We start from the raw sequence: 21,667 nt of genomic DNA, 5'->3' as shown, positions 1-21,667 counted from the left end.
TACGTGCATGAACCGGGAGCAACGTGGGGGGCCATATCGACCTGCCGCACACGGGGGCGGGACTACCCTTGGTGCTTCCGTTCTCGCAGGAGTACCCATGCGGGCCTCCCGTCTTTCCAGCGCTGCCGTGGCGTGCGCCAGCGCCTTGATCCTTTCGGCCTGTGGTGGCCGCGCCGCCGACAGCACCGTGCTGCGCGAGTCTTTCGATTCCGGCGATACCTTCTCGCGCACCGTTGGGGGACGCCCCGGCGAAGCCTGCGAGGCCGCGCGCCGCACGCTGCTCAGCCAAGGCTATGCCATCGCCCGTTCCGATGATGCACAGGTGGAGGGCAGCAAGAACTTCCAGCCGCGCGAGGATGACCATGAGCAGCTGGTGCTGCGCATCTCGTGCGCCCCGCGCGGCAGCCAGACGCTGGTATTCGTCAGTGCCGTGCAGGACCGCTACGCGCTGAAGAAGAGCCCGACCTCGGCCAGTGTCGGCGTGGGTGCGCTGGGCTCGGTGTCGCTGCCGTTCGGCAGCAACGACGACTCGCTGGTGAAGGTGGCCAGCAGCACGGTCACGGATGCCGAGTTCTATCGTCGCTTCTTCCAGCGCCTGCAGCAGTATCTGCCGGCCGCGGCGGGCACGCCATCGCCATCGCCGGCCGCGGCGCCGGAACCCGCACCGGCGGTTACGGACCAGGGCTGAGAGTGCGCGGCAGGTGGCTGATTGCAGCCCTGCTGCTGGCGCCCGCGTGGGTCGTGGCAGCGCCATCCCCGGACTGTACGCAGGGCCTGCTGCAGCGGTTGGGGTGGCGCTTCGAAGAAGCGTCCCTCACCGCGCCGCAGGTGCGCGGTGGTCCCGTATGTACGCGTGCCTCGCTGGCTGATTCACAAGCGGCCGGCGACCTGCAGGTGCGGTGGCCGACGGCGTTGCCCGCTGCTGCTCGGCACGCACTTCTGCAGCAGCTGCTGGATGACCCCGCCACCGTCTGCGCCTATGCCTTTGAGCTGGGGGCGGCCACGCGGCGCGCGACTTCGGCATTGCAGGGCAATCCCACGTTCCGCTTCTCCGGCCCGCAGCTGGGATGGATCGGCTTCGGATTGCAGGGCGCACCGGCACAGGGTTGGCAGCGTACACGCAGTTTCGGTCGTGGCTTCGTGCCCCGCGCGGGCAACAGCCATGCGCTGGAGGCGTTCTACAGCGGTGCCGTGCGTGCCGAATGCGGTGTCGGCCGCCAGGTCGCACAGCTGGCCACCCAGCGCGAGCTGTATGGCGATGCTGCGTTCGACACAGGGTTCGCAGCGGAGGAACTGTCGATCGGCACCTTCCTCGCGCTGCACGACACCGACAGCATCCTGCTCGGCGCGCATGCGGGCGACTTCTTCGCCGATGGCAAGGCGGTGCGCACCTCGGCGATGGGGCGGCAGGCGTTCGTGGGCGTGCCCGGTTTCATCGAACATGTGTACGACAAAGGCACGCTGGACGACCTGAGCAACCAGGCCGAGAACTTCGTGGTGGTCGAGGTGGGCGAGGGCGCTGCGCAGGCGCTGGCACTGCACGCTGGCCTGGCCTGGTACGACCAGCGCAATGCCGAGCTCTGGAAACTGGCGCAGGACATCCCGCGCATCGGCCAGCGCTATTTCGAGCGCCTGCTGTTCGAGCGCGATCCACAGCTGCGCGCGCGCCTGGCACCGCGCTACCACGCGGCTCTGGTGCGCATGGATCAGCTGCTGGACGATCCGTTCTACCAGCAGTTCGTGATCTACGTGCATCCGCGCGGTATACGTCCTATCGGCTACCACATCGTCCGCCTGCTCGATCGCAACCCGAGAACGCCGTTTTCGATCGACCTGGCGGTGCACAATCTGCATACCACGCTCTACCGGCGTTGGCGCGAGGCGCAGCTGCGCCACTGCGCGGCTACCGGCAGGCCAGGCAGCCTGACCCTAGACCCCAACTGAAGGTGAAACAATGGATATTGCAATGATCGGCCTCGGCCGCATGGGCGCCAACATGGCCCAGCGCCTGCATCGCGGCGGCCACCGCGTGGTCGGCTACGACCCGGGCGAAAGTGCGCGCCAGCGTGCTGCAGAGGCCGGCCTGGAGGTGGTTGATTCGCTGGCCGCCGCCGTGGCCGCGCTGCCGGTGCCGCGCGTGGTGTGGCTGATGGTGCCGGCGGGTGAAACCGTCGACCAGACGCTGGGACAGCTGACCCAGCACCTGGCCGAGGGTGACATCGTCATCGACGGCGGCAACTCCAACTACCAGGACTCGATCCGTCGCGCCAAGGCGCTGGCGGAGGACGATCTGGGCTACGTCGACTGTGGCACCAGCGGCGGCGTGTGGGGCCTGCAGGAAGGCTACAGCCTGATGGTCGGTGGCGAAGCATCGGTGGTGGAGCAGATCGCACCGCTGCTGCGCACGCTGGCACCGGCTGAAGATCGCGGCTGGGCGCGTGTTGGTCCATCCGGCGCCGGCCATTTCACCAAGATGGTCCACAACGGCATCGAGTACGGGATGATGCAGGCCTATGCCGAAGGCTTCGCGCTGATGGAGCGCAAGCAGGAGATGGCGCTGGACCTGGCCCAGGTCGCCGAAGTCTGGCGCCACGGCAGCGTGGTGCGTTCGTGGCTGCTGGACCTGAGTGCCGAAGCCCTCAAGCGCAATCCGTCGCTGGATGGCATCGCGCCATACGTGGAGGATTCCGGGGAAGGCCGCTGGACCGTGGCCGAAGCCATCGCGCTGGACGTGCCGGCACCGGTGATCACGTTGTCGCTGCTGGAACGCCTGCGTTCGCGGGAATCCAATTCGTTCACCGACCGCCTGCTGTCGGCGATGCGCAATGAATTCGGCGGCCACGCCATCAAGAAGTCGTAAGCACTGCGGTGGGGTCAGAGCCCTTCGGCGTTGCCGAAGGGATCCGACCCCGGGCAGATCAGGGTCGGATCCCTTTCCGCAGGAAAGGGTTCTGACCCCATGCAGCCAGTCGAGCATGGCTCGACTCTACAAAAGCCGTCTCCGATCGTTGCCACGTCATCCACGCATGGCGTGGATCTACTGGTCAGTCCAACGCGATCCGCCGCCCTTCGCGCGCGCTGTCCATGCCGGCCTGCAGCAGCCGCATCAACTGCAATGCCTGCATCGGGCTGACCGTCGCTTCGCCGTCGCCGTGCATCGCCGCTGCGAACTGCGCATACAACCGACGATAGTCGCCGGGCAGGTTGTCGACGGTGCTGCGCAGAACATTGTCTTCTGCATCACAGTGCACCAGTTCGCCATGCCGGGGATCGATGCCCCATCCGGGCGCACCCGGCGCTACGCCGCGGCGCAGCTGGGCCTCCTGCACATCCAGGCCGTACTTGATCCAGCTGGCCTTGCTGCCATGCACGCTGAAGTGCGGGGCAGGGGCAGCCACCAGCGAACCGGCATGCACGATGGCGCGATGCCGCGGGTAGTGCAGTACGGCGTGGAAGTAGTCGATGCCGGCGCCACCTTGGCGCTGCACGGCCAGATCCGCATCGATGGCGTAGGGCCAGCCGAACAGCACCAGCATCTGGTCCAGCAGGTGCGGGCCGAGGTCGTACCACAGGCCACTGCCTGGCCCGTCCTGTTCGCGCCAACGGTCGCGCACCTGCGGCCGGTAGCGGTCGAAATGCGCATGGCATTCGGCCACCTCGCCCAGCGTGCCTTCGGACAGCAGCGCCTGCAGCGTGAGGAAGTCGGCATCGAAGCGCCGGTTCTGGAACACGGTGGCGATGCGGCCGGCGTCGCGTGCTGCGGCCAGTACTGTTTCCGCTTCGGCCACATCCAGCGCAAAGGGTTTGTCGACCAGCACGTGCTTGCCGGCGGCCAGCGCGGCCATCGCCAGCGGCGCGTGCTGTTCGTTCGGCGTGGCGATCACCACCGCATCCACCGCTGGATCGTCGAACACGTCCTGTGGCGTTGCACGCACGTGTACGTTGCTGAACGTGCGCAGCAACGTGTCGCGCTGCGAGCTGACGATGCTGTGCAGGACAAGGCCGGGCGTGTGCTGGATCAGAGGGGCATGGAAGACGCGGCCGGCGAGGCCGTAGCCGATCAGGGCCAGGTGCAGGTCGGGGCGCATGGCAGAGCTCCGGCAGGGGGGAAGGGCAGGGTAAACGACAGATGCGGACAGCCCAAAACTGAACCGTTGCCGTTGGAAACGCTTCGATTCACGGCGGCATGACCACGACGCCACGCCTGCTCCACGTGCGCTTGTCCAGACTGGCAGCACATCCCGAAGGAGAACGACACGATGAGCAATACCACTCGCACGCTGATTGCTTCTGCCCTGACGCTGGGCCTGGCACTGTCCTCCTCGGCCGCATTCGCCAAGGACCCGGCCGCGAAGAGCCCGCCGACCACCAGCGCACATCCGGCTACCCACGCGGATCGCCATGATTCCAACGAACCGGTGACCGACAGCTGGATCACCACCAAGGTGAAGGCGGACCTGCTGACCAGCAGCAACGTCCCGGGCACCGAGATCAAGGTGGAAACGGTGAACGGCGTGGTCAGCCTGAGCGGCACCGTGGCCACCCAGGCCGAGAAGGACAAGGCGGTCACCACCGCCAAGGGCATCAAGGGCGTGACCCGCGTCGATGCCGCCGCATTGAAGGTCAGCGCTGCCGCCAAGCGCTGAACCGGTTGGGCGCCCCGCGTGGGGCGCCCGCTGACCTGTAGACCCGAGCCATGCTCGGCTGGCACTCCAAGGCAGCCGAGCATGGGCTTGGCCCTACAGGTCTGATTGCCAACCCGTTCAGCCGACCGCGCTGGAAATTCCAGAGTTGTGACCGCCTGCGCTATATTGCCGGTTCCGCCGCAACCGGGCTCGACCCGGCGAACGCGTCGCGGCAGAGCTGACGAGGAACTATGGCGCTGGTTTTCAGTGACGACATCTGGGACCGCTGGCGGTTGCCGGCCTTGGCGCTGGCCGCCGCCGCGATCATCGTGGTGCCGTGGTTGACCCTGCGTAAACTGCAGCAGGACAGCGAACAAGCGATGGCCTGGGTCAACCACACCCAGGCCGTGGGCGTGGCACTGCAGCAACTGCAGGCCGATGTGCGCGATGTCGAATCGGCCGCGTTGACCCTGTCCAAGGGCGTGGATGCCCCCGGCCTGCGCGAACGCATGGCCCGGGCCGATGAAATTCCCGGGCGCCTGGCCGAACTGGGCCGGATGACCCGCGACAATCCCGACCAGCTGATCCGCATCGGTCGGATCGAATCGATGCTGGAAGGCCGCATGGCACTTGCCCGCGAGTTGGCCAGGTCCGAACCGAACAGCGACCAGCGCGAGCTGGTGCAGGACCTGAGTACGCGCTATCCCATCCGCGGGCTGGTGGAAGAACTGCAGGCCAGCGAGCAGAAGCTGCTGGCGCTGCGCGCCGAGCAGGCGGCACGCCAGCGCAAGCAGACCGAACTGGTGTCGTGGAGTTCGCTGGTGATCCAGCTGGCGCTGCTCGGCCTGGTGCTGTGGCTGCTGCAGCGGCAGATCGGCCGTCGCCTGCATGCGGAGCGGCAATCGCTGCGCTCGGCTGCACGTGCGGCGTCGGTGCTGCAGACCGTGCGCGAACCGATCGTGCTGCTCGACCGCGACCTGCGCGTGCAGCTGCACAATCCAGCATTCGCTGAGCTGTACGGCCTGCAGGACGAGCGCGCCGACGGCCTGCTGCTGGAAAACGTTGGCGACAACGCATGGCAGGAGCCGGTGGTCCGGCAGCGCCTGGCCGACGTACTGTCGCGCGGTCGCGAACTGTGGGACTTCGAGCACGAGCAGCGCACCGCCGACGGCATGGTGCGCTACATGCTGCTCAACGCGCGGCGCATGCCGCTGCCCGACAGCGATGACGAGGTGGTGCTGCTGACCATCAGCGACGTCACCATGCAGCGCGCAGTGCAGCTGCGCGTCGAAGAGCTGAACCGCCAGCTGGAAGGCAAGGTTGCGCAGGTGTCCGAGGTCAACCGCGAGCTGGAGGCCTTCAGCTATTCGGTCTCGCATGACCTGCGTGCACCGCTGCGCCACGTGGCAGGATTCTCCGACAAGCTGTCGCGCCACCTCGGCGACCAGGCTGATGACAAGAGCCGCCACTATCTGGACGTGATTTCCAGTTCGGCCCGGCGCATGGCAGCGTTGATCGACGACCTGCTGGTCTACTCGCGACTTGGCCGTGCGGCGATGCGGCAGCAGGCGGTGGACATGCAGTCGCTGGTGGCCGACACCCGCGCCATGCTCGATTCCAATCTGCAGGCCGAGGCCGAGAACAGCGGCCATGCGCACCAGGTGGAGTGGAGCATCGCGCCGCTGCCGATCGTGGTGGGCGACGAAAACATGATCCGCCAGGTCTGGCTCAACCTGCTCGGCAACGCAGTGAAGTACTCGGGCAACCGCGAACCGGCGAAGATCCGCGTTGACTACCAGCAGCAGCCCGACGGCGGCCATCAGTTCACGGTCAGCGACAATGGTGCAGGCTTTGACATGGCCTACGCCGGCAAGCTGTTCGGTGTGTTCCAGCGCCTGCACAAGGCCAGTGACTACCCGGGGACCGGCATCGGCCTGGCCAGCGTGCGCCGCGTGCTGACCCGCCATGGTGGCCGTATCTGGGCCGAGGCCGAACCGGACGTCGGCGCTGCTTTCCACTTCTACCTGCCCCCCGCGACCGACGCGGACAAACAAGGTCCCTCTGCATGACGACTCTGCGCACCATTCTTCTCGCCGAAGACAGCCCGGCGGATGCCGAAATGGCGATCGACGCCCTGGAAGAAGCGCGTCTGGCCAATCCCATCGTGCACGTCGAGGACGGCGTGGAAGTGATGGACTACCTGCTGCGCCGCGGCGCCTTCGCCAACCGCGAGGAAGGCTTGCCGGCGGTGCTGCTGCTGGACATCAAGATGCCGCGCATGGATGGCCTGGAAGTGCTGCGGCAGATCCGCGAGCACGAAGAACTCAAGCGCCTGCCGGTGGTGATCCTGTCGTCTTCGCGCGAGGAAAGTGACCTGGCCCGCAGCTGGGACATGGGCGTGAACGCCTACGTGGTCAAGCCGGTGGACGTGGACCAGTTCTTCGGCGCGGTGCAGACGCTGGGCAAGTTCTGGGCATTGATCAACCAGGCACCGGAACTCGAGTGAGCCCATGCCCCTGACCGGTCCCGCCCTGGGGGCGCTGCGCATCCTGCTGGTGGAAGACTCACCGGAAGATGCCGAGCTGATGTCCGAACAGATGCTCGACGCGGGCCTGGAGGCCCGCTTCGAGCGTGTGGAGAGCGAGGCGGAACTGCGCCAGGCACTGGCTGTGTTCCAGCCGGACATCGTGCTGTCCGACCTGAGCATGCCGGGGTTCTCCGGTGACGACGCGCTGCGCATCGTGCGCGAGACCTCACCGGAGGTGCCCTTCATCTTCGTCTCCGGCACGATGGGTGAGGAGAATGCGGTAGCGGCGCTGCAGAAGGGCGCCAACGACTACATCATCAAGCACCAGCCTGCGCGCCTGCCTTCGGCGGTCGCGCGTGCGATCCGCGATGCACGCAGTGCGGTCGAGCGCGCACGCGTGGAAACCGAACTGATGCGTGCGCAGCGCCTGGAAAGCCTGTCCCTGCTTGCCGCCGGGCTCAGCCACGACCTGCGCAACATCCTGCAGCCGCTGCTGATCATGCCGGACCTGCTGAAGGCCCGCACCGAGGATCCGCAGCTGCACCACCTGGCCGACGTCATCGCCGAGTGTGGCCGCCGCGGCCATGAGATGGCCGAGTCGATGCTGTCGTTCGTGCGTGGTTCGCGCAAGCCGAGCGAGCGCATCGAGATCGACGGCCTGTTCGACGCGGTGGCGCTGCTGTTGCGCAGCAACGTGCCCGATGCCGTGCGCCTGGAACTGCAGGTGCTGGACGAAGGCCTGGTGGTCGACGCCAACTACACCGAACTGCAGCAGGTAATGCTGAACCTGGCGCTCAACGCGATCCAGGCGATGCCCAACGGTGGCCGCCTGAGCCTGACCGCCAGCCATGCCGGGCAGCGCGATGGCGTGGACTGGATGCAGATCTGCGTGTCCGACGAAGGCATCGGCATGGATGCGGACACGCTGTCGCACCTGTTCAATCCGTTCTTCACCACCAAGGCCGATGGCACCGGCCTGGGTCTGATTTCCTGCAAGCGCATCGTCGAAGGCGCCGGCGGCAGCATCCATGTCAGCAGCCAGCCGGGGCAGGGCACCTGCTTCGAGCTGCGCTTGCCGATGCACGAAGCCAGCGACGGCAGCGAGCCGATCGAGCAGCTGGTGGCCCTGGGCAGTGGCCAGTCGATCCTGGTGGTCGACGGCGAAGCTACGCGCCTGTCGCTGCTCGGCAACGCGCTGTCCAGCCAGGGGTATCAGCTGCAGCTGGCCTCTGATGGCCCGGCGGCGCTGCGCTGGATGCAGCAGGAGGCGATGCCGGCGCTGGTGATTGCAGACGCCGGCTCAAAGCTGCTGCCGGCCAGCCAGCTGCTGGGCGAGATGGCTGCGCTGGGCTATCGCGGCCCGGCGCTGGTGCTGGAGGATGCGGCGGTGGCGGTGCCTGCCGATGCCTTCCCGGCCGGCGTGGACGTCCATATACTGCGCAAGCCGCTGCAGATGCAACAGGTGTTCCGCGCAGTGGCCGAGGCGCTGGGCTGACAAAGGGTAGTGCCGGCCGCTGGCCGGCATCCCCGTGCGGTGGGATCATTGCGGTTGCCGGCCAGCGGCCGGCACTACCGGTCCAGCGTTTCCCAGGGGAACCGCGGCAGGGCGTCCACCGCCTGTTCCAGGCGCCGTGACCAGTTCTGGTGGATATCGGCGTACAGCGCTGAATCCGCGCCCAGCCGCAGTTGCTGGCCGATGCGCAGTTCACCGTCGCGCAGCAGCGCCAGGTCGATCGGCAGGCCTACCGACAGATTGGAACGGATGGTGGAGTCCAACGAGACGATCGCCGTGCGGGCGGCATCCTCCAGGCGCGTGGCGGGGCTGAGGATGCGGTCGAGGATCGGCTTGCCGTACTTGGATTCACCGATCTGCAGGTAGGGCGTCTCCGGTGAGGCGGCGATGGCGTTGCCGAGCGGGTAGATCATGTACAGCCCAGGCCGCTCACCGGCAATCTGGCCGCCGAAGATCAGCGTGGCCTGGGTATTGACCCCATCGTGGCCATGTTCACTGTGGCTGCTGTGCACCTGGCTGTCCACCAGCAACTGGCCAACGTACGCGGCGGCCTCGAAAAGGTGAGTCATGTCGCGCAGGTTGGGTGAGCGCCGCTCGTCGGCATCGCGCCCCAGGCGCGACACCAGCAACTGGGTGGTGGCCAGGTTGCCAGCCGCCATCAGCACGTAGGCTGCCTGGCCGGGATATTCGAACACGTGCAGCTTGCGATGCACGCGTACATCGTCCAGCGAGGCATTGGTCCGGGTGTCGGCAGCGAAGACCAGGCCCTCGTCCACCTCGATTCCAACGCAATAGGTCATGTCGGTGCCCTATCATGTGCGTCCCGGATTGTAGGCAGGCCGCCGTGACGACGGCATGTCCACGCCCCCATCGCTGCCACCTGAACCGCATGACGACCGTGCTCCTGAGCCTGGGCAGCAATGTCCAGCCCCGCCGCTACCTCCACGCCGCGGTGGCGGCCCTGCGCGAGCGCTTCGGCGCGCTGCAGGTCTCGCCGGCCTACCGTACCGCCGCGGTCGGCTTCGACGGCCCGGCCTTCCTCAACAACGCGGTGGCGATCGAGACGGACTTGCCGCTGCAGGAACTGGACGACTGGCTGCATGCGCTGGAAGACGCGCACGGCCGCGACCGCAGCGGGCCGCGCTTCTCCGACCGCACCCTGGATATCGACGTGGTGTTCTACGGCGACCTGGTGGTGGAAGGTCCCGGCCACCTGCGCATTCCCCGTCCCGAACTGAAGCATGCCTTCGTGCTGAAGCCGCTGGCCGACATCGCGCCAGACTTCATCGATCCGGTCAGCGGGCTGGACCTGGCCACGCTGTGGCGCGCGCACGCGCAGTTTGGCGAGGCGTTCGAGGTGGTTGACCTTGAGTGATGGGGTCAGATCCCTTTTCCCGGCGGGAAAAGGGATCTGACCCTGTTGTGGATCCCGGCAGCGCCTCAACTTACCGTGCGCCCGCCATCCACGCGCAATGTGTGGCCGGTGACGAAGCTGGCTTCGGCCACCAGCCAGTACACCGCTTCGGCAATCTCCTCGACCGTACCGATCCGCGCCAAAGGCGTGCGCGCCAGCAGCGCCTCGCGGGCGAAATCGTCCTTGCCCTGTTCGGGCCACAGGATCGCGCCGGGCGCCACCGCATTGACCCGCACTTTCGGCGCCAGCTCCAGCGCCAACGAACGGGTGGCCATCTCCAGCGCGGCCTTGGCCATCGTGTAGGCGATGTGGTCGCGCATCGGATCGGTGCCGTGCAGGTCGGTCAGGTTGACGATGCAGCCCTGCTGGCGGCGCAGGTAGGGCGCGGCCGCCTGTGACAGCAGCAGTGGCGCGCGCGCATTGACCGCATACAGCTCGTCCATCGCCTCGGCCGTGACCTGGCCGAGCGGGGTGGCATAGAAGTTGGAGGCGTTGTTGACCAGCGCGTCCAGGCGGCCGAAGTGGGTAACGGCCTGTTCCACCAGGTCGGGCAGGGCGTCGGCGTCACGCAGGTCGGCCTGCAGCGCAAGCACGCTGCCCGGCCGCACATTGTCGAAATCGAACGCGGCCTGCTGCAGTTCGGCGCTGGAGGTGTTGGCATGCAGTACCACCGACCAGCCACAGGCGTGGAACTGGCGGGCGATGGCCGCACCGATCCGGCGCGCGCTGCCGGTGATCAGGACCACGGGGTGGGTATCGCTCATCGAGGGTCCTCCAAGGCTCGGCTATCCTGTGCACCATTGTCACCGCATTCGAAGACGCCATGCAGCCCACCTTCCCCCTGCCCGAAGCCGATGCCCTGGCCCACAGCGACCAGCTGGCGGCCGCCCTGCGTGCCGAAATCCTTGCGCAGGGCGGGGCGATGCCGTTCTCGCGCTTCATGGAGCTGTGCCTGTACACCCCCGGCTGGGGCTACTACAGCGCCGGCGCCAGCAAGTTCGGTGGCAGCGGCGACTTCACCACCGCACCCGAGCTCGGCAGCCTGTTCGCCGGCAGCGTGGCCAATGCGCTGGCGCCGGTGTTCGCGCAGCTGGGCGCGCAGGCCCGCATGCTGGAACTGGGGGGCGGTACCGGCGCATTCGCCGAGGCCGTGCTGCTGCGCCTGGCCGAACTGGACGCGCTGCCGTCGCGCTACGCCATCCTCGAACCCAGCGCCGACCTGCGCGAGCGCCAGCAGCAGCGCCTGCAGCAGAACCTGCCGGCCGAGTTGGCCGCGCGCGTGGACTGGATCGACCGCCCGTTCGAGGAGGAGTGGGAGGGCGTGGTGTTCGCCAACGAGGTGATCGACGCGCTGCCGACCCCGCGCTTCCTGATCCGGGACGGCGAGGTCTACGAGGAAACCGTCGAGCTTGATGGCGAAGGCAACTTCATCCGTGGCGCGCAGCCCGCTGACATCCTGCTCAACGGTGCGGTGCGCCACATCGAGCGTTACCTGGAAAAGCCCTTTGCCGACGGTTACCGCTCCGAGGTGCTGCCGCAGCTGCCGTACTGGCTGCAGGCAGTGGCTGGCGGCCTGCAGCGTGGTGCGATGCTGTTTGTCGATTACGGCTACAGCCGCAGCGAGTTCTACCAGCACGACCGCGACGATGGCACGGTCCGCGCGTTCTACCGCCACCACGTGCATAACGACGTGCATCGTTGGCCCGGCCTGCAGGACATCACCGCGTCGGTGGATTTCACCGCGATGGCCGAGGCGGGCATGCACGGTGGTTTCGAATTGGCGGGGTACTGCAGCCAGGCCAGTTTCCTGCTCGGCAACGGCCTGGACCAGGTGCTGCTGCTGGCCGAAGAGCGTACGGATGAGGTCGGCCGCATCCAGCTGCGTGACCAGGTGAAGAAGCTGACCCTGCCGACCGAGATGGGCGAGCGCTTCCAGGCCATCGGCCTGCAGCGTGGTGTCGATTTCGAGCCGGCGTTCGAACTGGGCGACCTGAGCTGGCGCCTGTGAGCAATGCGTTGCCGCTGATCAAGCCGCTGCGGCGGCAGCGGCTGTGGACCGCGCTTTGGACATTGGCGGTGTTGCTGGTGATCGTGGTCTGCCTGATCCCACCACCGCCGATCCCGCTGCCGGAAAACAGCGACAAGGGCGAGCACTTCCTCGCCTACTTCATCCTGGCCGGCAGCGCGGTGCAGCTGTTCCGGCCGGGGCGCCCGCTGCTGTGGGTGGGCGTGGGGCTGGTGCTGATGGGCGTCGGCATCGAGTTCGCGCAGGGTGCGCTGACCAGCAACCGCACTGCTGACCCGATGGATGCGCTGGCCAACACGATCGGCGTGCTGGCCGGCATGGCCACGGCGCTGACCCCGTTGCGCGATCTGCTGATGCGCTGGCGGGGCTGAGGTTCCTGTAGAGCCGAGCCCGTGCTCGGCTCCCTCCCGAAAGGCAGCCGAGCATGGGCTCGGCTCTACAGTAGATCCACGCCATGCGTGGATGGATTGCGCCAGGACAGGCTTGCGGTTACTTCTTCAGCGTGACCTCATCCAGCACCCACATCGCCGGGCGCGTATCGCCGGTGAAGTTGATGCACAGGTCACCCGTGCCCTGCGTGCCCTTCGGCAGCGCCGCACGCAGGGTCACGAAGCCACCGGCATCGGGCGTGGCCGGCAGCGGTACCTGAGCCAGCACCTTGCCCGTGCAATCACCGCGGCGGATCAGCATTTCGCCATGTGCGCTCCGGGCCTTTTCGAAGCGACGCTTGGGTTCATCGTGGGCCAGCTGGAAGTAGTACGGAATGCGGCCCGCGCGGACCTCCACGCTGCCGATGCCGTCCAGCTGCGCCTGCGGCCAGCGCCAGCATGGCTGGAAGATGTCGACGTTGAACACCGCACGCGTTCCCTCGCGCGGGCCGTCGTCTTCCAGGCGCAGCACCAGCCCCTTCTTGCCCACGCAGCTGAGCAGCGCATCGCTGCGGCGGCTGAGCAGCGACTGCGCGGTGAACGTGGCGATGGTCGGCTTCGCGGCCAGCATCTGGCCCTGGTAGAACGCGGCGGCCTGCACGGTGGTCGGCAGCGTCGCGGTCAGCGGCTGCTGGTACAACGGCGACTGCCCGGTCACCGGCTGGCCATCGGTGCTGTAGCGCACTTCATAGCCCAGCGGGTTGGCCAGCGATAGGGTCACGGAGTTTTTCGCGCGATCATCGGTGTAGTCCACGCCCACTTCGAACGGGGTCTGCGCGTAGGCCAGGCCCCAGGCACGGTAGCGCTGCAGCTGCGCGGGCAGGCGCGCGAGGAAATCGCGGAAGTCGCGATGTTCCGGCGTACTCCAGCCGGTCTCGGCCACGGCGGCCAGGCGCGGGAACAGGTTGTGCTGCAGGCGCGCGTAGGTGCGCGTGTGCTCGGTAAACATGTTGGCCTGCAGGCCGAGAATGTGCTGGCGCTTGTCGGCCGCCAGCTCGGCCGGCACCGGCTCGAAGTTGTACAGCTTGCCGAGGTTGACCTGGGTCGGGCGGCCCGGCGGTTCATTCGGCGAGGCCGTCTGCAGGTAATCCAGGTACAGGTACCCCACCGGCGACATGACCACGTCATGGCCGGCACTGGCTGCAGCCAGGCCACCTTCGGTGCCCTGCCACGACATCACCGTGGCCTGCGGTGGTAGGCCGCCTTCGAGGATTTCGTCCCAGCCGATCAGGCGCCGGTCGTGCTGCTCCAGGAAGGTCTCCAGGCGCTTGATGATGTGGCTCTGCATGGCCATTTCATCCTTGATGCCCAGCGCACGCATGCGCTGCTGCACCTGTTTCGAGGCTTCCCACTGGTCCTTGACCGCCTCGTCGCCGCCGACGTGCACGTACTTCGCAGGGAACAGCGCGATCACTTCTTCCAGTACGTTCTCGAGGAAGGTGACGGTGCTGTCCTCCACGTTGAACAGGTTCGGGAACACGCCCCATTCGCTGATCGGCTTCAGCGGGGTGTTGATCGAACCCAGTTCCGGGTACGCGGCGATCGCCGCGGTGGCATGGCCGGGCACATCGATTTCTGGAATCACCTGGATATGCAGCCTGGCGGCATAGGCGATCACTTCGCGGATCTGCTCCTGCGTGTAGAAGCCGCAGTAAGGATGCTCCTTGCCACTGGCCAGATCGATGCCACTGTCGCCGGCCGGCAGGCGGCAGCTGCCCACCTCGGTCAGCTTCGGGTAGCGCTTGATCTCCATGCGCCAGCCCTGGTCATCGGTGAGGTGCCAATGGAAGGTATTGAGCTTGTGCGCGGCCATGGCATCGAGCACATGCTTGATCTCGTCCAGGCTCTGGAAGTGCCGCGCCGAGTCGAGCATGAAACCGCGCCAGCCGAAGCGCGGCGCGTCCTGGATCTGCACCGCCGGCAGCACGCCGTTGCTGCCACCCGTGGCCAGCTGGGCAAGCGTGGTTGCGCCGTAGAACAGGCCGGTTTCGTTGCCGGCCTGCACCAGCACGCCCTGCGCGGTGCTTTCCAGCGTGTAGCTCTCACCACTGTCGCGGAAGGTCGGGATGATCTGGAAGCGGATGCTGCCCGACGTGCCTGCCGCCTTGCCTTGGGCCGGCGTAAGGCGCGGACCGCCGCTGCGGGCCAGCAGGTCGGCGAACTGGGTGGCGACGCGCTGCGCGGCTTCGCCTTCGGCGTGCAGCGCGGTATCGGCGCGTACGGTGATGCCGCTACCCAGGCCGGGCTGCACCGTGGCCGGGGCGGGAATCAGCATCAGGCTGCCGGCACGCAGCTGCGGACCCGGTGCTTCAGCGGCCGGCGTGGGATCGGCGGCGAGTGCGGGCAGTGCCGGCAACAGGGCGAGCAGGCTGCCCAGCAGCACTGCGCTGCGCATCCGGGCGCGGGAAGGCTTGACCATCGGAACGACTCCTTGGAACGGTGCGATGAACGCTATACATGAAAAACGCCGGGCCCGGAATGACCCAGGCCCGGCGTGCGTGCACGACTCGGCGATGTTGCTGCCGCTGGATCAGTACTTGAAGCGGAAGTTGAGGTAGTACTGGCGACCGTTGCTGTAGAACGAGGTCGGGATGGCCGCGGTCTGGTAGTACTTGTAGGTCGGGTTGTTGAGGTTCAGGCCATCCAGGCTGATGCTCAGCCAATCGGTGGCCTTGTAGCTCAGCGATGCCGACAGCGTGCCGAAATCATCCTGGTAATACGGGTTGGTGCCCGACAGGCTGATCAGGAACGAGGAACGGCGGGTGTAGCTGACCCGGGCGCCAAAACGCTCGTTCTCGAAGTAGGCACCCACGTTGTAGGTGTTCTTCGAGGTGCCCAGCAGGTTGTGCGAACCATCCGACCAGGTGTGCGAGGTGGTGCCGTTGGCGTAGGTGTAGTTGGCATTGATGCCGAAGTACTCGCCGATCGGCTGCTCGTAGGCCACTTCCACGCCGGTGACCTTGCCGTCGGCATTGATCGGGGTGGAGATCTGGTAGGTCTCAAGCTGGTTGGTCAGTTCGCTGTAGAGCTGGCGCGAGACCACGTCGAAGGCGATGTAGTCCTTCAGCTTCATGTGGTACGCACCCACCGACAGCAGGCCGCGCGGCATGAAGTACCACTCCAGGTTGGCATCCAGGTTGGTCGACAGGGTCGGCTTGAGGTTCGGATTGCCGCCGCCGCCGGTGCGGTTCAGGTCAGAGCCGTACGAGGACGCGCCCAGTGCCGAGTAGTCCGGCAGGGTCTGGGTCTGCGAGGCGGCGACACGCAGCACCAGCGAGTCGTCCAGGTCGAACTTGATGTTGGCGCTGGGCAGGACACGGTTGCGCTTGTTCTGGAAGGCCAGGCGCTCCCACATGCCGAACAGGCTGCTGACATCGGCATCGGCGGCCTTGCTGACGGCGTTGTAGGTGTCGATGTCCTGCTTGATGTTGACGTAGCGCAGGCCGACGTTGCCGCTCCACCAGTCGCCGCGGAAATTGGCCTGCACGTAGCCGGCGAAGTTCTTTTCCTTCACCTTCCACTCGGCGCCATAGTTGTGGCGACCGGTCGGGCCATCATTGCCGGCCAGCCAGGTGGAATTGTTGGTCACCGCGTCCTTCAGCGCGCCCGGGGTGAAGTACCAGAGGTTGCGCGGGAAGGTGCCGCCGATGTCGCCGGCAAAGCCGCTGGGGTAGTTGGCCGTGGCACCGTTCTTCAGCGCGCTCCAGATGTCACCCGGGGTTGCACCTTCCGGCGACAGCGCTTCGCGCTTGTGGTCGGCGAAACGCAGGCCGAAGTCGATCGAGCTCAGTACGCCGCCATCGTTGAAGTACTGGTTGAAGTCGAGCGTGGCCCACTTCTCCTTGTCTTCGGCGGTGACCTGCTGGTTGCCCCAGGTGCCGAAGCTGGTCACGCCGTTGGGCGAGAGGTCGCCGCCGACGTTCCAGTCGATCGGCGAGCCATTGCCGTGGGTGGCCCAGCTGGCGCCGCCGCCGTTGGCCAGGGTGACCTCGGCGATGTACTGGCGCGGCGTCTCACCGGTGCCCTTGGTGCTGCCGGCCTGGAACTTGGCGGTCAGGCTGTCGCTGATCTGCCAGTCGGCATCGAAGGTGACATAGCTCGACTTGGCCTTCGACTCGCGGTAGATCATGTCGTACACCGCATAGTCGGTGCCCGGCACGCCCCTGTAGCTGGCGTTGGTCAGCACGCCGTCCTTGACCACATAGCCCGGATCCGGCGCCTGCGACTTGGCGAAGCTGTTGCCGAACATCATGAAGTTGCGGTTGTAGTTGTTGGCCTTCAGCTCGGAGCTGAAACCATTCAGGCCCAGGGTGAGGCTGTCGCTCGGCTTGAACTGCAACGAGACCAGGCCGCCCTTGCGCTCGCGGGTCTGCTCAAACAGGGTCGAACCCAGCAGGCCCGGCACATTGACGCCGATCAGGTCCGGATTGGTCTTGGCGACCGGATCGCCGGCGCCGATCTTGAAGAAGCCGCCCGGGATTTCCTGTGCTTCACGGCGCAGCTCGCGCTTCTGGCTGAAGCCCTGCACCATCACGCCGAAGGTGCCTTCCTCGTTCTTGTAGTTGAACAGTGCCGAGTACTGCGGGTCGTTCGACTTGGCCTGGTCCGAGCGCACCATGCCGATCGAGCCTTCCGCGGTGAACGGCTTGGAGAACTCCAGCGGCTTGCGGGTGATGATGTTGACGGTACCGGTGGTACCGCCGTCCTGCAGCTTGGCCTGCGAGGACTTGTTCACTTCCACCGAGCTGACCAGTTCCGACGGCAGCAGCGAGTAGCTGACGCTGCGGCCGACGTTGTTGCCCTGGCTGAGCACGAACCAGTCGGCCGAGCCGACGGTGTGGCCGTTGATCAGGGTCTGGGTCAGGCTCGGGCTGGTGCCGCGCAGGCTGACACGGTCGGCTTCATCGAAGCCACCTTCGTCGGCGCTGGACGAGCTGATGTTCACGCCGGGCAGGCGCTGCAGGGTATCGGCAACGTTGTGCGCGGGCAGCTTGCCCACGTCTTCGGCGGTGACCACTTCCACGCGCGCATTGGCTTCGCGCTTGGTGTCCAGCGACTTCTCCATCGAGCCACGGATGCCGGTAACGGTCACGGTGTCCAGATCGGTGGCGGTCGGGGCCGCCTGCTGCGCGTGCGCACTGAAGGCGATGCAGCTGACGATGGCGGCCGAAAGCAGGGTCTTGCGGGTGTTCATGATGTCTCTCCTCATCACTCGATTGGGTGCCGGCGGCGGTGTTCGGTTACGGTTGCGATGACATGCGCGGGGCGGCGGCGAAGTCCCGTGCGTTGGCGTGCCACGTACTGCGTGCTGCGATTGCGTTGAAGCCTGTTGCGGTGTCAGGCGGCCGACTGCTGCAGGTACCAGCTGGCAGCGCCAACCACGCCCAGCTGGCCGTGCTCGACGACCTTTACCGGGATGCGTGCCAGCGCTTCGCCCATCGGCCCCTTCTGCAGGTAGCGTTCGACGAAGGTGCTGGCGTGCAGGTATTCGCGGATCTGCGGCAGGATGCCGCCGGCCAGGTAGACACCACCGTGGGCGCCGTAGAACAGCGCCATGTCGCCGATGGTGCTGCCGAGCAGGCCACAGAACACATCCAGCGCCTGGCGCGCATGCGCATCGGTATCGGCCATGGCCGCAGCGGTGACTGCGTCGGGGCTTGCCAGGGTCGGCGCCTGCCCCTGCAGCGCGCACACCGCACGGTACAGGTTCATCAGGCCGGGGCCGGAGATCGCATGCTCGATCGACACGTGCGCGCGGTCGCGCTGCATGTGGCGGACGATGGCCATTTCCAGTTCGGTGCTGGCCGCCAGGGTCGGCTGGCCGGCTTCGGTGGGCAGGACCACCGGGCCGTGCGCGGTGGGGATCCACAGCGCTGCACCGAGGCCGGTGCCGGGGCCGACCACCAGGGTCGGGCCACGCGCGGCGGTCTCCGGCCCGCACAGGTGCAACACGCCACTGGCGTCCACCTGCGCGGCGGCGTAGGCCACCGCTTCGAAATCGTTGACGATGTAGACCCGCTGCAGGCCGACCTCGGCTTCCACCTGGCGCGCCGACAGCGGCCACGGCAGGTTGGCGGTGATCACCGTGCCGTCTTCGCGGGCATAGCCGGCGCTGGCGACCACGCAATGCGTGGGCCGCGGGCCTTCGCCCAGGAAGTCGGACAGGATCGCGCTGAGGCCGGCATGGTCGGCATTGCGGTACTTGCGGTACTCCAGCACCTGCACCGGATGGGCGGCGTCACCGCTGGCCTGGACCCGGGCCACGCGCACATGGGTGCCACCGACGTCGGCGGCCAGGAACGAGGGCGCGACGCGGGACAGGACATGCGACGGGGCGGGGTGGCTGGCGATCACGCGGGCTCCTGCTGCAGGTGGGCCGGCCCGGGGATCGGGGGCGGCGATTGGGGCGGAGTCTGTAACCGCGCTGACAACGATGTCAACGAGTTCGTGACACTTTCGTTGCTGCGTCGCAACGAATGCGGCGCGCAGTAAACGTTTACACGGTGTGAGTGCGGGTTTCACGTGGGAACCATTGGTGCACGGGGCTCTAGGCCTGCCGCGCATTCAGCGGGGCGTACCGCGGCGGACTTGCGCAGTGCAGCACGAGGTTCAGGCAGGCGTGCATGGAAGTTGACAAACCGCCGTTGTCCATCGAAAGAATGTGACAACGTTGTTCCCAGCCACTCTCCGACGCCGCGTTCTGCGGCCGTCGCCGCAGGAGCCCTCCTGATGTCCGCCGTCCCCGCTGCAAGCGCGCGCCCGAACGTGGCCACCTCCATCGCCATCGTTGGCGTGTTGTTCTTCCTGATCGGCTTCTTCACCTGGCTCAACGGCCCGCTGATCACCTTCGTCAAGTTGGCCTTCGAACTCAGCGAGGTCGGTGCCTTCCTGGTGCTGATGGTGTTCTACCTGTCCTATTTCTTCCTGGCCCTGCCGGCGTCCTGGATCCTGCGCCGCACCGGCATGAAGAAGGGCCTGAGCCTGAGCCTGCTGGTGATGGCCGGGGGGGCCGCGCTGTTCGGTGAGTTCGCGACCCAGCGCTGGTACCCGGGCGCGCTCGGCGGTCTGTTCGTGATCGGCAGCGGCCTCGCCCTGCTGCAGACCGCGATCAACCCCTACATCTCGATCCTCGGCCCGATTGAAACGGCGGCACGCCGCATCGCGCTGATGGGCATCTGCAACAAGATCGCCGGCATGCTGGCGCCGGTGCTGATCGGCACCCTGGTGCTGCACGGCATCGGCGATCTGGACAAGCAGGTGCAGGCCGCCGACGCGGTCACCAAGGTCGCGCTGCTCAACGAATTCGCCGCCAAGATCCATGCGCCGTACCTGGCGATGGCCGCGCTGCTGGTGGTGCTGGCGGTGGCCGTGCTGTTCTCGCCTCTGCCGGAGATCAAGTCCTCCGAAGCCAATGCAACGCCGTCAGGTGCACCGGGAACGGCCGAGCGCCGCAGCATCTTCCAGTTCCCGCATCTGTGGCTGGGCGTGCTGTGCCTGTTCGTGTACGTAGGCGTGGAAGTCATGGCCGGTGATGCGATCGGAACCTACGGTCACGGTTTCGGCTTGCCGCTGGACCAGACCAAGATGTTCACCTCGCTGACGCTGGGTGCGATGTTGGCCGGCTACGTAGTCGGCCTGCTGGCGATCCCCGGCCTGGTCTCGCAGTCGCGCTACCTGACCATTTCGGCAGTGATGGGCGTGGTGTTCTGCCTGGGCGCCTGGGCTACGCACGGTTACGTCTCGGTGGCCTTCGTGGCGCTGCTGGGCTTCGCCAACGCCATGATGTGGCCGGCGATCTTCCCGCTGGCGATCCGCGGCCTGGGCCGCTTCACCGAGACCGGCTCGGCGCTGCTGGTGATGGGCATCGCCGGCGGCGCGATCATTCCGCAGCTGTTCGCCGTGCTCAAGCAGCACATCGACTTCCAGTTGGTGTTCGTGCTGCTGATGGTGCCGTGCTACCTGTACATCCTGTTCTACTCGGTGATCGGCCATCGTGCCGGCCTGCCGCAGGACAAGGCCTGATCGGCGATGATGGACGGCAGCCAACCCCAGGGAAAACCCATGCGCAGAGCGACCATCAAGGACGTTGCGGAGAAGGCCAAGGTCTCGCTGAAGACGGTCTCGCGGGTGATCAACAATGAGCCCTCGGTGATGCAGGCCACCCGTGCGCGGGTGCTGCGTGCCATCGCCGAGCTCGACTACGAGCCCGATCCGTCCGCGCGCAACCTGCGCAGCGGCACTACCTTCGTGATCGGGCTGGTCTACGACAACCCGAACCCGTACCACATCATCGGCGTGCAGAACGGCGTGCTGGCCGCGTGCCGCGAGACCGGTTTCGGCCTGCAGATCCATCCCTGTGATTCGAGCTCGCCGTTGCTGGCCGATGAACTGGCCGACTGGGTGCAGCGCTCGCGGCTGGCCGGGCTGGTGTTGACCGCACCGATGTCCGAGCGCCGAGACCTGATCCAGGCGCTGACCGCGCGTGGCATCAAGCTGGTGCGCATCATCGCCGCCACCGAAGACCCAGCCGACGGCGCCTGCGTGTTCGTCGACGACCGCGAGGCGGCCTACGAGATCACTGAGCACCTGATCCAGCTCGGTCACCAGCGCATCGGTTTCCTCTGGGGCGGCAGCTCGCACCGCTCCTCGGGCGAACGCTACGCCGGCTACGAAGCGGCGCTGAAGGACTACGGCATGACCGTGGACAAGCACCTGGTGGTGCAGGGCGACTACACCTTCGACGATGGTTTCCGTGGGGCGCGTCGCCTGCTGGCGCTGCGCGAGCCACCTACCGCCATCTTCGGTTCCAACGATGAAATCGCTGCCGGCGTGCTGGCCGCCGCCAAGTCGGCCGGCATGAACGTGCCCTACGACCTGTCCATCGCCGGCTTCGAGGACAGCCCGTTCTCGCGCCAGTCGTGGCCGCCGCTGACCACCGCCAAGCAGGCCACCGAGGACATCGCCCGCCACGCCGCGCGCCTGCTGATCGCACAACTGCGCAGCGACGCCTACGACGATGCGCCGGCACCGCTGCACAACCAGGGCTTCGTGCCGCAGCTGGTGGTGCGCGGCTCGACCGCGCCGATGCGCCCGGCCGGCGCACGCCCCCTTCCTTCCGATCCTGCCTGAGCCCG

General features: G+C 66.9%; 18 protein-coding genes. 12 read left to right on the top strand and 6 right to left on the bottom strand.

The window, feature by feature from the left end; genetic code table 11:
- The first annotated feature begins 97 nt into the window (after window positions 1-97).
- From ACS0OT_RS17025 to gnd, 3 genes are read left to right on the top strand one after another with little or no spacing between them, the layout of a single operon-like run.
- Complete coding sequence (locus tag ACS0OT_RS17025) at window positions 98-688, top strand: DUF2242 domain-containing protein (RefSeq protein ID WP_442255907.1); 591 nt, start codon at window positions 98-100, stop codon at window positions 686-688.
- Window positions 689-705: 17 nt separating this feature from the next.
- Entirely contained in the window at window positions 706-1,944 is a 1,239-nt protein-coding gene (locus ACS0OT_RS17020) for a hypothetical protein (protein ID WP_134955848.1), read from the top strand.
- Between the two features lie 10 nt (window positions 1,945-1,954).
- A complete protein-coding gene (gene gnd / locus ACS0OT_RS17015) occupies window positions 1,955-2,860 on the top strand; it encodes a phosphogluconate dehydrogenase (NAD(+)-dependent, decarboxylating) (protein ID WP_329844408.1) in 906 nt (301 codons plus the stop codon).
- Window positions 2,861-3,044: 184 nt separating this feature from the next.
- Here the strand turns inward: gnd and ACS0OT_RS17010 are convergent, their stop codons facing one another.
- Window positions 3,045-4,088 (bottom strand): oxidoreductase, encoded by a 1,044-nt coding sequence (locus ACS0OT_RS17010; protein WP_065178041.1) that lies wholly within the window; start codon window positions 4,086-4,088, stop codon window positions 3,045-3,047.
- A 171-nt stretch (window positions 4,089-4,259) separates the two neighbouring features.
- On the opposite strand from ACS0OT_RS17010, the gene ACS0OT_RS17005 reads away from it, so the two are divergent.
- The 4 genes from ACS0OT_RS17005 (at window position 4,260) to ACS0OT_RS16990 (ending at window position 8,647) form a co-directional block, all read left to right on the top strand.
- Entirely contained in the window at window positions 4,260-4,646 is a 387-nt protein-coding gene (locus tag ACS0OT_RS17005) for a BON domain-containing protein (RefSeq protein ID WP_053498227.1), read from the top strand.
- A 230-nt stretch (window positions 4,647-4,876) separates the two neighbouring features.
- Entirely contained in the window at window positions 4,877-6,694 is a 1,818-nt protein-coding gene (locus ACS0OT_RS17000) for a sensor histidine kinase (protein ID WP_442255906.1), read from the top strand.
- The gene (locus ACS0OT_RS16995; protein WP_005411057.1) at window positions 6,691-7,131 is read left to right on the top strand and encodes a response regulator; all 441 of its coding nucleotides are present in this window, start codon (window positions 6,691-6,693) and stop codon (window positions 7,129-7,131) included. The genes ACS0OT_RS17000 and ACS0OT_RS16995 overlap by 4 nt, the downstream gene beginning before the upstream one ends.
- A 4-nt stretch (window positions 7,132-7,135) precedes the next feature.
- Window positions 7,136-8,647 (top strand): hybrid sensor histidine kinase/response regulator, encoded by a 1,512-nt coding sequence (locus tag ACS0OT_RS16990; RefSeq protein WP_139727678.1) that lies wholly within the window; start codon window positions 7,136-7,138, stop codon window positions 8,645-8,647.
- Window positions 8,648-8,721: 74 nt separating this feature from the next.
- Here ACS0OT_RS16990 and ACS0OT_RS16985 read toward each other — a convergent pair whose 3' ends face one another.
- Entirely contained in the window at window positions 8,722-9,465 is a 744-nt protein-coding gene (locus ACS0OT_RS16985; RefSeq protein ID WP_065178043.1) for a 20S proteasome subunit A/B, read from the bottom strand.
- Window positions 9,466-9,554: 89 nt separating this feature from the next.
- Between ACS0OT_RS16985 and folK the strand changes: the two genes are divergently transcribed.
- Window positions 9,555-10,040: a 2-amino-4-hydroxy-6-hydroxymethyldihydropteridine diphosphokinase gene (gene folK / locus ACS0OT_RS16980; protein WP_005419350.1), complete on the top strand. Its 486-nt coding sequence runs from the start codon at window positions 9,555-9,557 to the stop codon at window positions 10,038-10,040.
- Window positions 10,041-10,105: 65 nt separating this feature from the next.
- Here the strand turns inward: folK and ACS0OT_RS16975 are convergent, their stop codons facing one another.
- Window positions 10,106-10,843, bottom strand: a complete 738-nt coding sequence (locus tag ACS0OT_RS16975; protein WP_005419347.1) for a pteridine reductase — start codon at window positions 10,841-10,843, stop codon at window positions 10,106-10,108.
- A gap of 59 nt (window positions 10,844-10,902) precedes the next feature.
- On the opposite strand from ACS0OT_RS16975, the gene ACS0OT_RS16970 reads away from it, so the two are divergent.
- Window positions 10,903-12,087 (top strand): class I SAM-dependent methyltransferase, encoded by a 1,185-nt coding sequence (locus ACS0OT_RS16970; RefSeq protein WP_005419345.1) that lies wholly within the window; start codon window positions 10,903-10,905, stop codon window positions 12,085-12,087.
- Entirely contained in the window at window positions 12,084-12,476 is a 393-nt protein-coding gene (locus ACS0OT_RS16965) for a hypothetical protein (RefSeq protein ID WP_065178046.1), read from the top strand. The genes ACS0OT_RS16970 and ACS0OT_RS16965 overlap by 4 nt, the downstream gene beginning before the upstream one ends.
- A 118-nt stretch (window positions 12,477-12,594) precedes the next feature.
- On the opposite strand, the gene ACS0OT_RS16960 is transcribed toward ACS0OT_RS16965, so the two are convergent.
- From ACS0OT_RS16960 to ACS0OT_RS16950, 3 genes are all read right to left on the bottom strand, one after another.
- Window positions 12,595-14,952, bottom strand: a complete 2,358-nt coding sequence (locus ACS0OT_RS16960) for a family 20 glycosylhydrolase (protein WP_139727674.1) — start codon at window positions 14,950-14,952, stop codon at window positions 12,595-12,597.
- Between the two features lie 111 nt (window positions 14,953-15,063).
- Window positions 15,064-17,727, bottom strand: a complete 2,664-nt coding sequence (locus tag ACS0OT_RS16955) for a TonB-dependent receptor (protein ID WP_053498210.1) — start codon at window positions 17,725-17,727, stop codon at window positions 15,064-15,066.
- A gap of 143 nt (window positions 17,728-17,870) precedes the next feature.
- Window positions 17,871-18,887 carry a glucokinase family protein gene (locus ACS0OT_RS16950; RefSeq protein WP_095378296.1) on the bottom strand — a complete coding sequence of 339 codons (1,017 nt, stop codon included), beginning with the start codon at window positions 18,885-18,887 and terminating at the stop codon, window positions 17,871-17,873.
- A 375-nt stretch (window positions 18,888-19,262) separates the two neighbouring features.
- Between ACS0OT_RS16950 and ACS0OT_RS16945 the strand changes: the two genes are divergently transcribed.
- Together ACS0OT_RS16945 and ACS0OT_RS16940 are read left to right on the top strand one after the other, a co-directional pair.
- Entirely contained in the window at window positions 19,263-20,555 is a 1,293-nt protein-coding gene (locus ACS0OT_RS16945) for a sugar MFS transporter (protein WP_005419333.1), read from the top strand.
- Window positions 20,556-20,594: 39 nt separating this feature from the next.
- Window positions 20,595-21,662: a LacI family DNA-binding transcriptional regulator gene (locus ACS0OT_RS16940; protein ID WP_005411045.1), complete on the top strand. Its 1,068-nt coding sequence runs from the start codon at window positions 20,595-20,597 to the stop codon at window positions 21,660-21,662.
- The last annotated feature ends 5 nt before the right edge of the window (window positions 21,663-21,667 follow it).

The organism is Stenotrophomonas maltophilia group sp. RY12688, assembly GCF_052149045.1.
In the GTDB taxonomy this organism is placed as follows: Bacteria; Pseudomonadota; Gammaproteobacteria; order Xanthomonadales; family Xanthomonadaceae; genus Stenotrophomonas; species Stenotrophomonas sepilia.
Note: the sequence above shows the minus strand (reverse complement) of the source record. Positions and strands in the feature narration are given on the sequence as shown.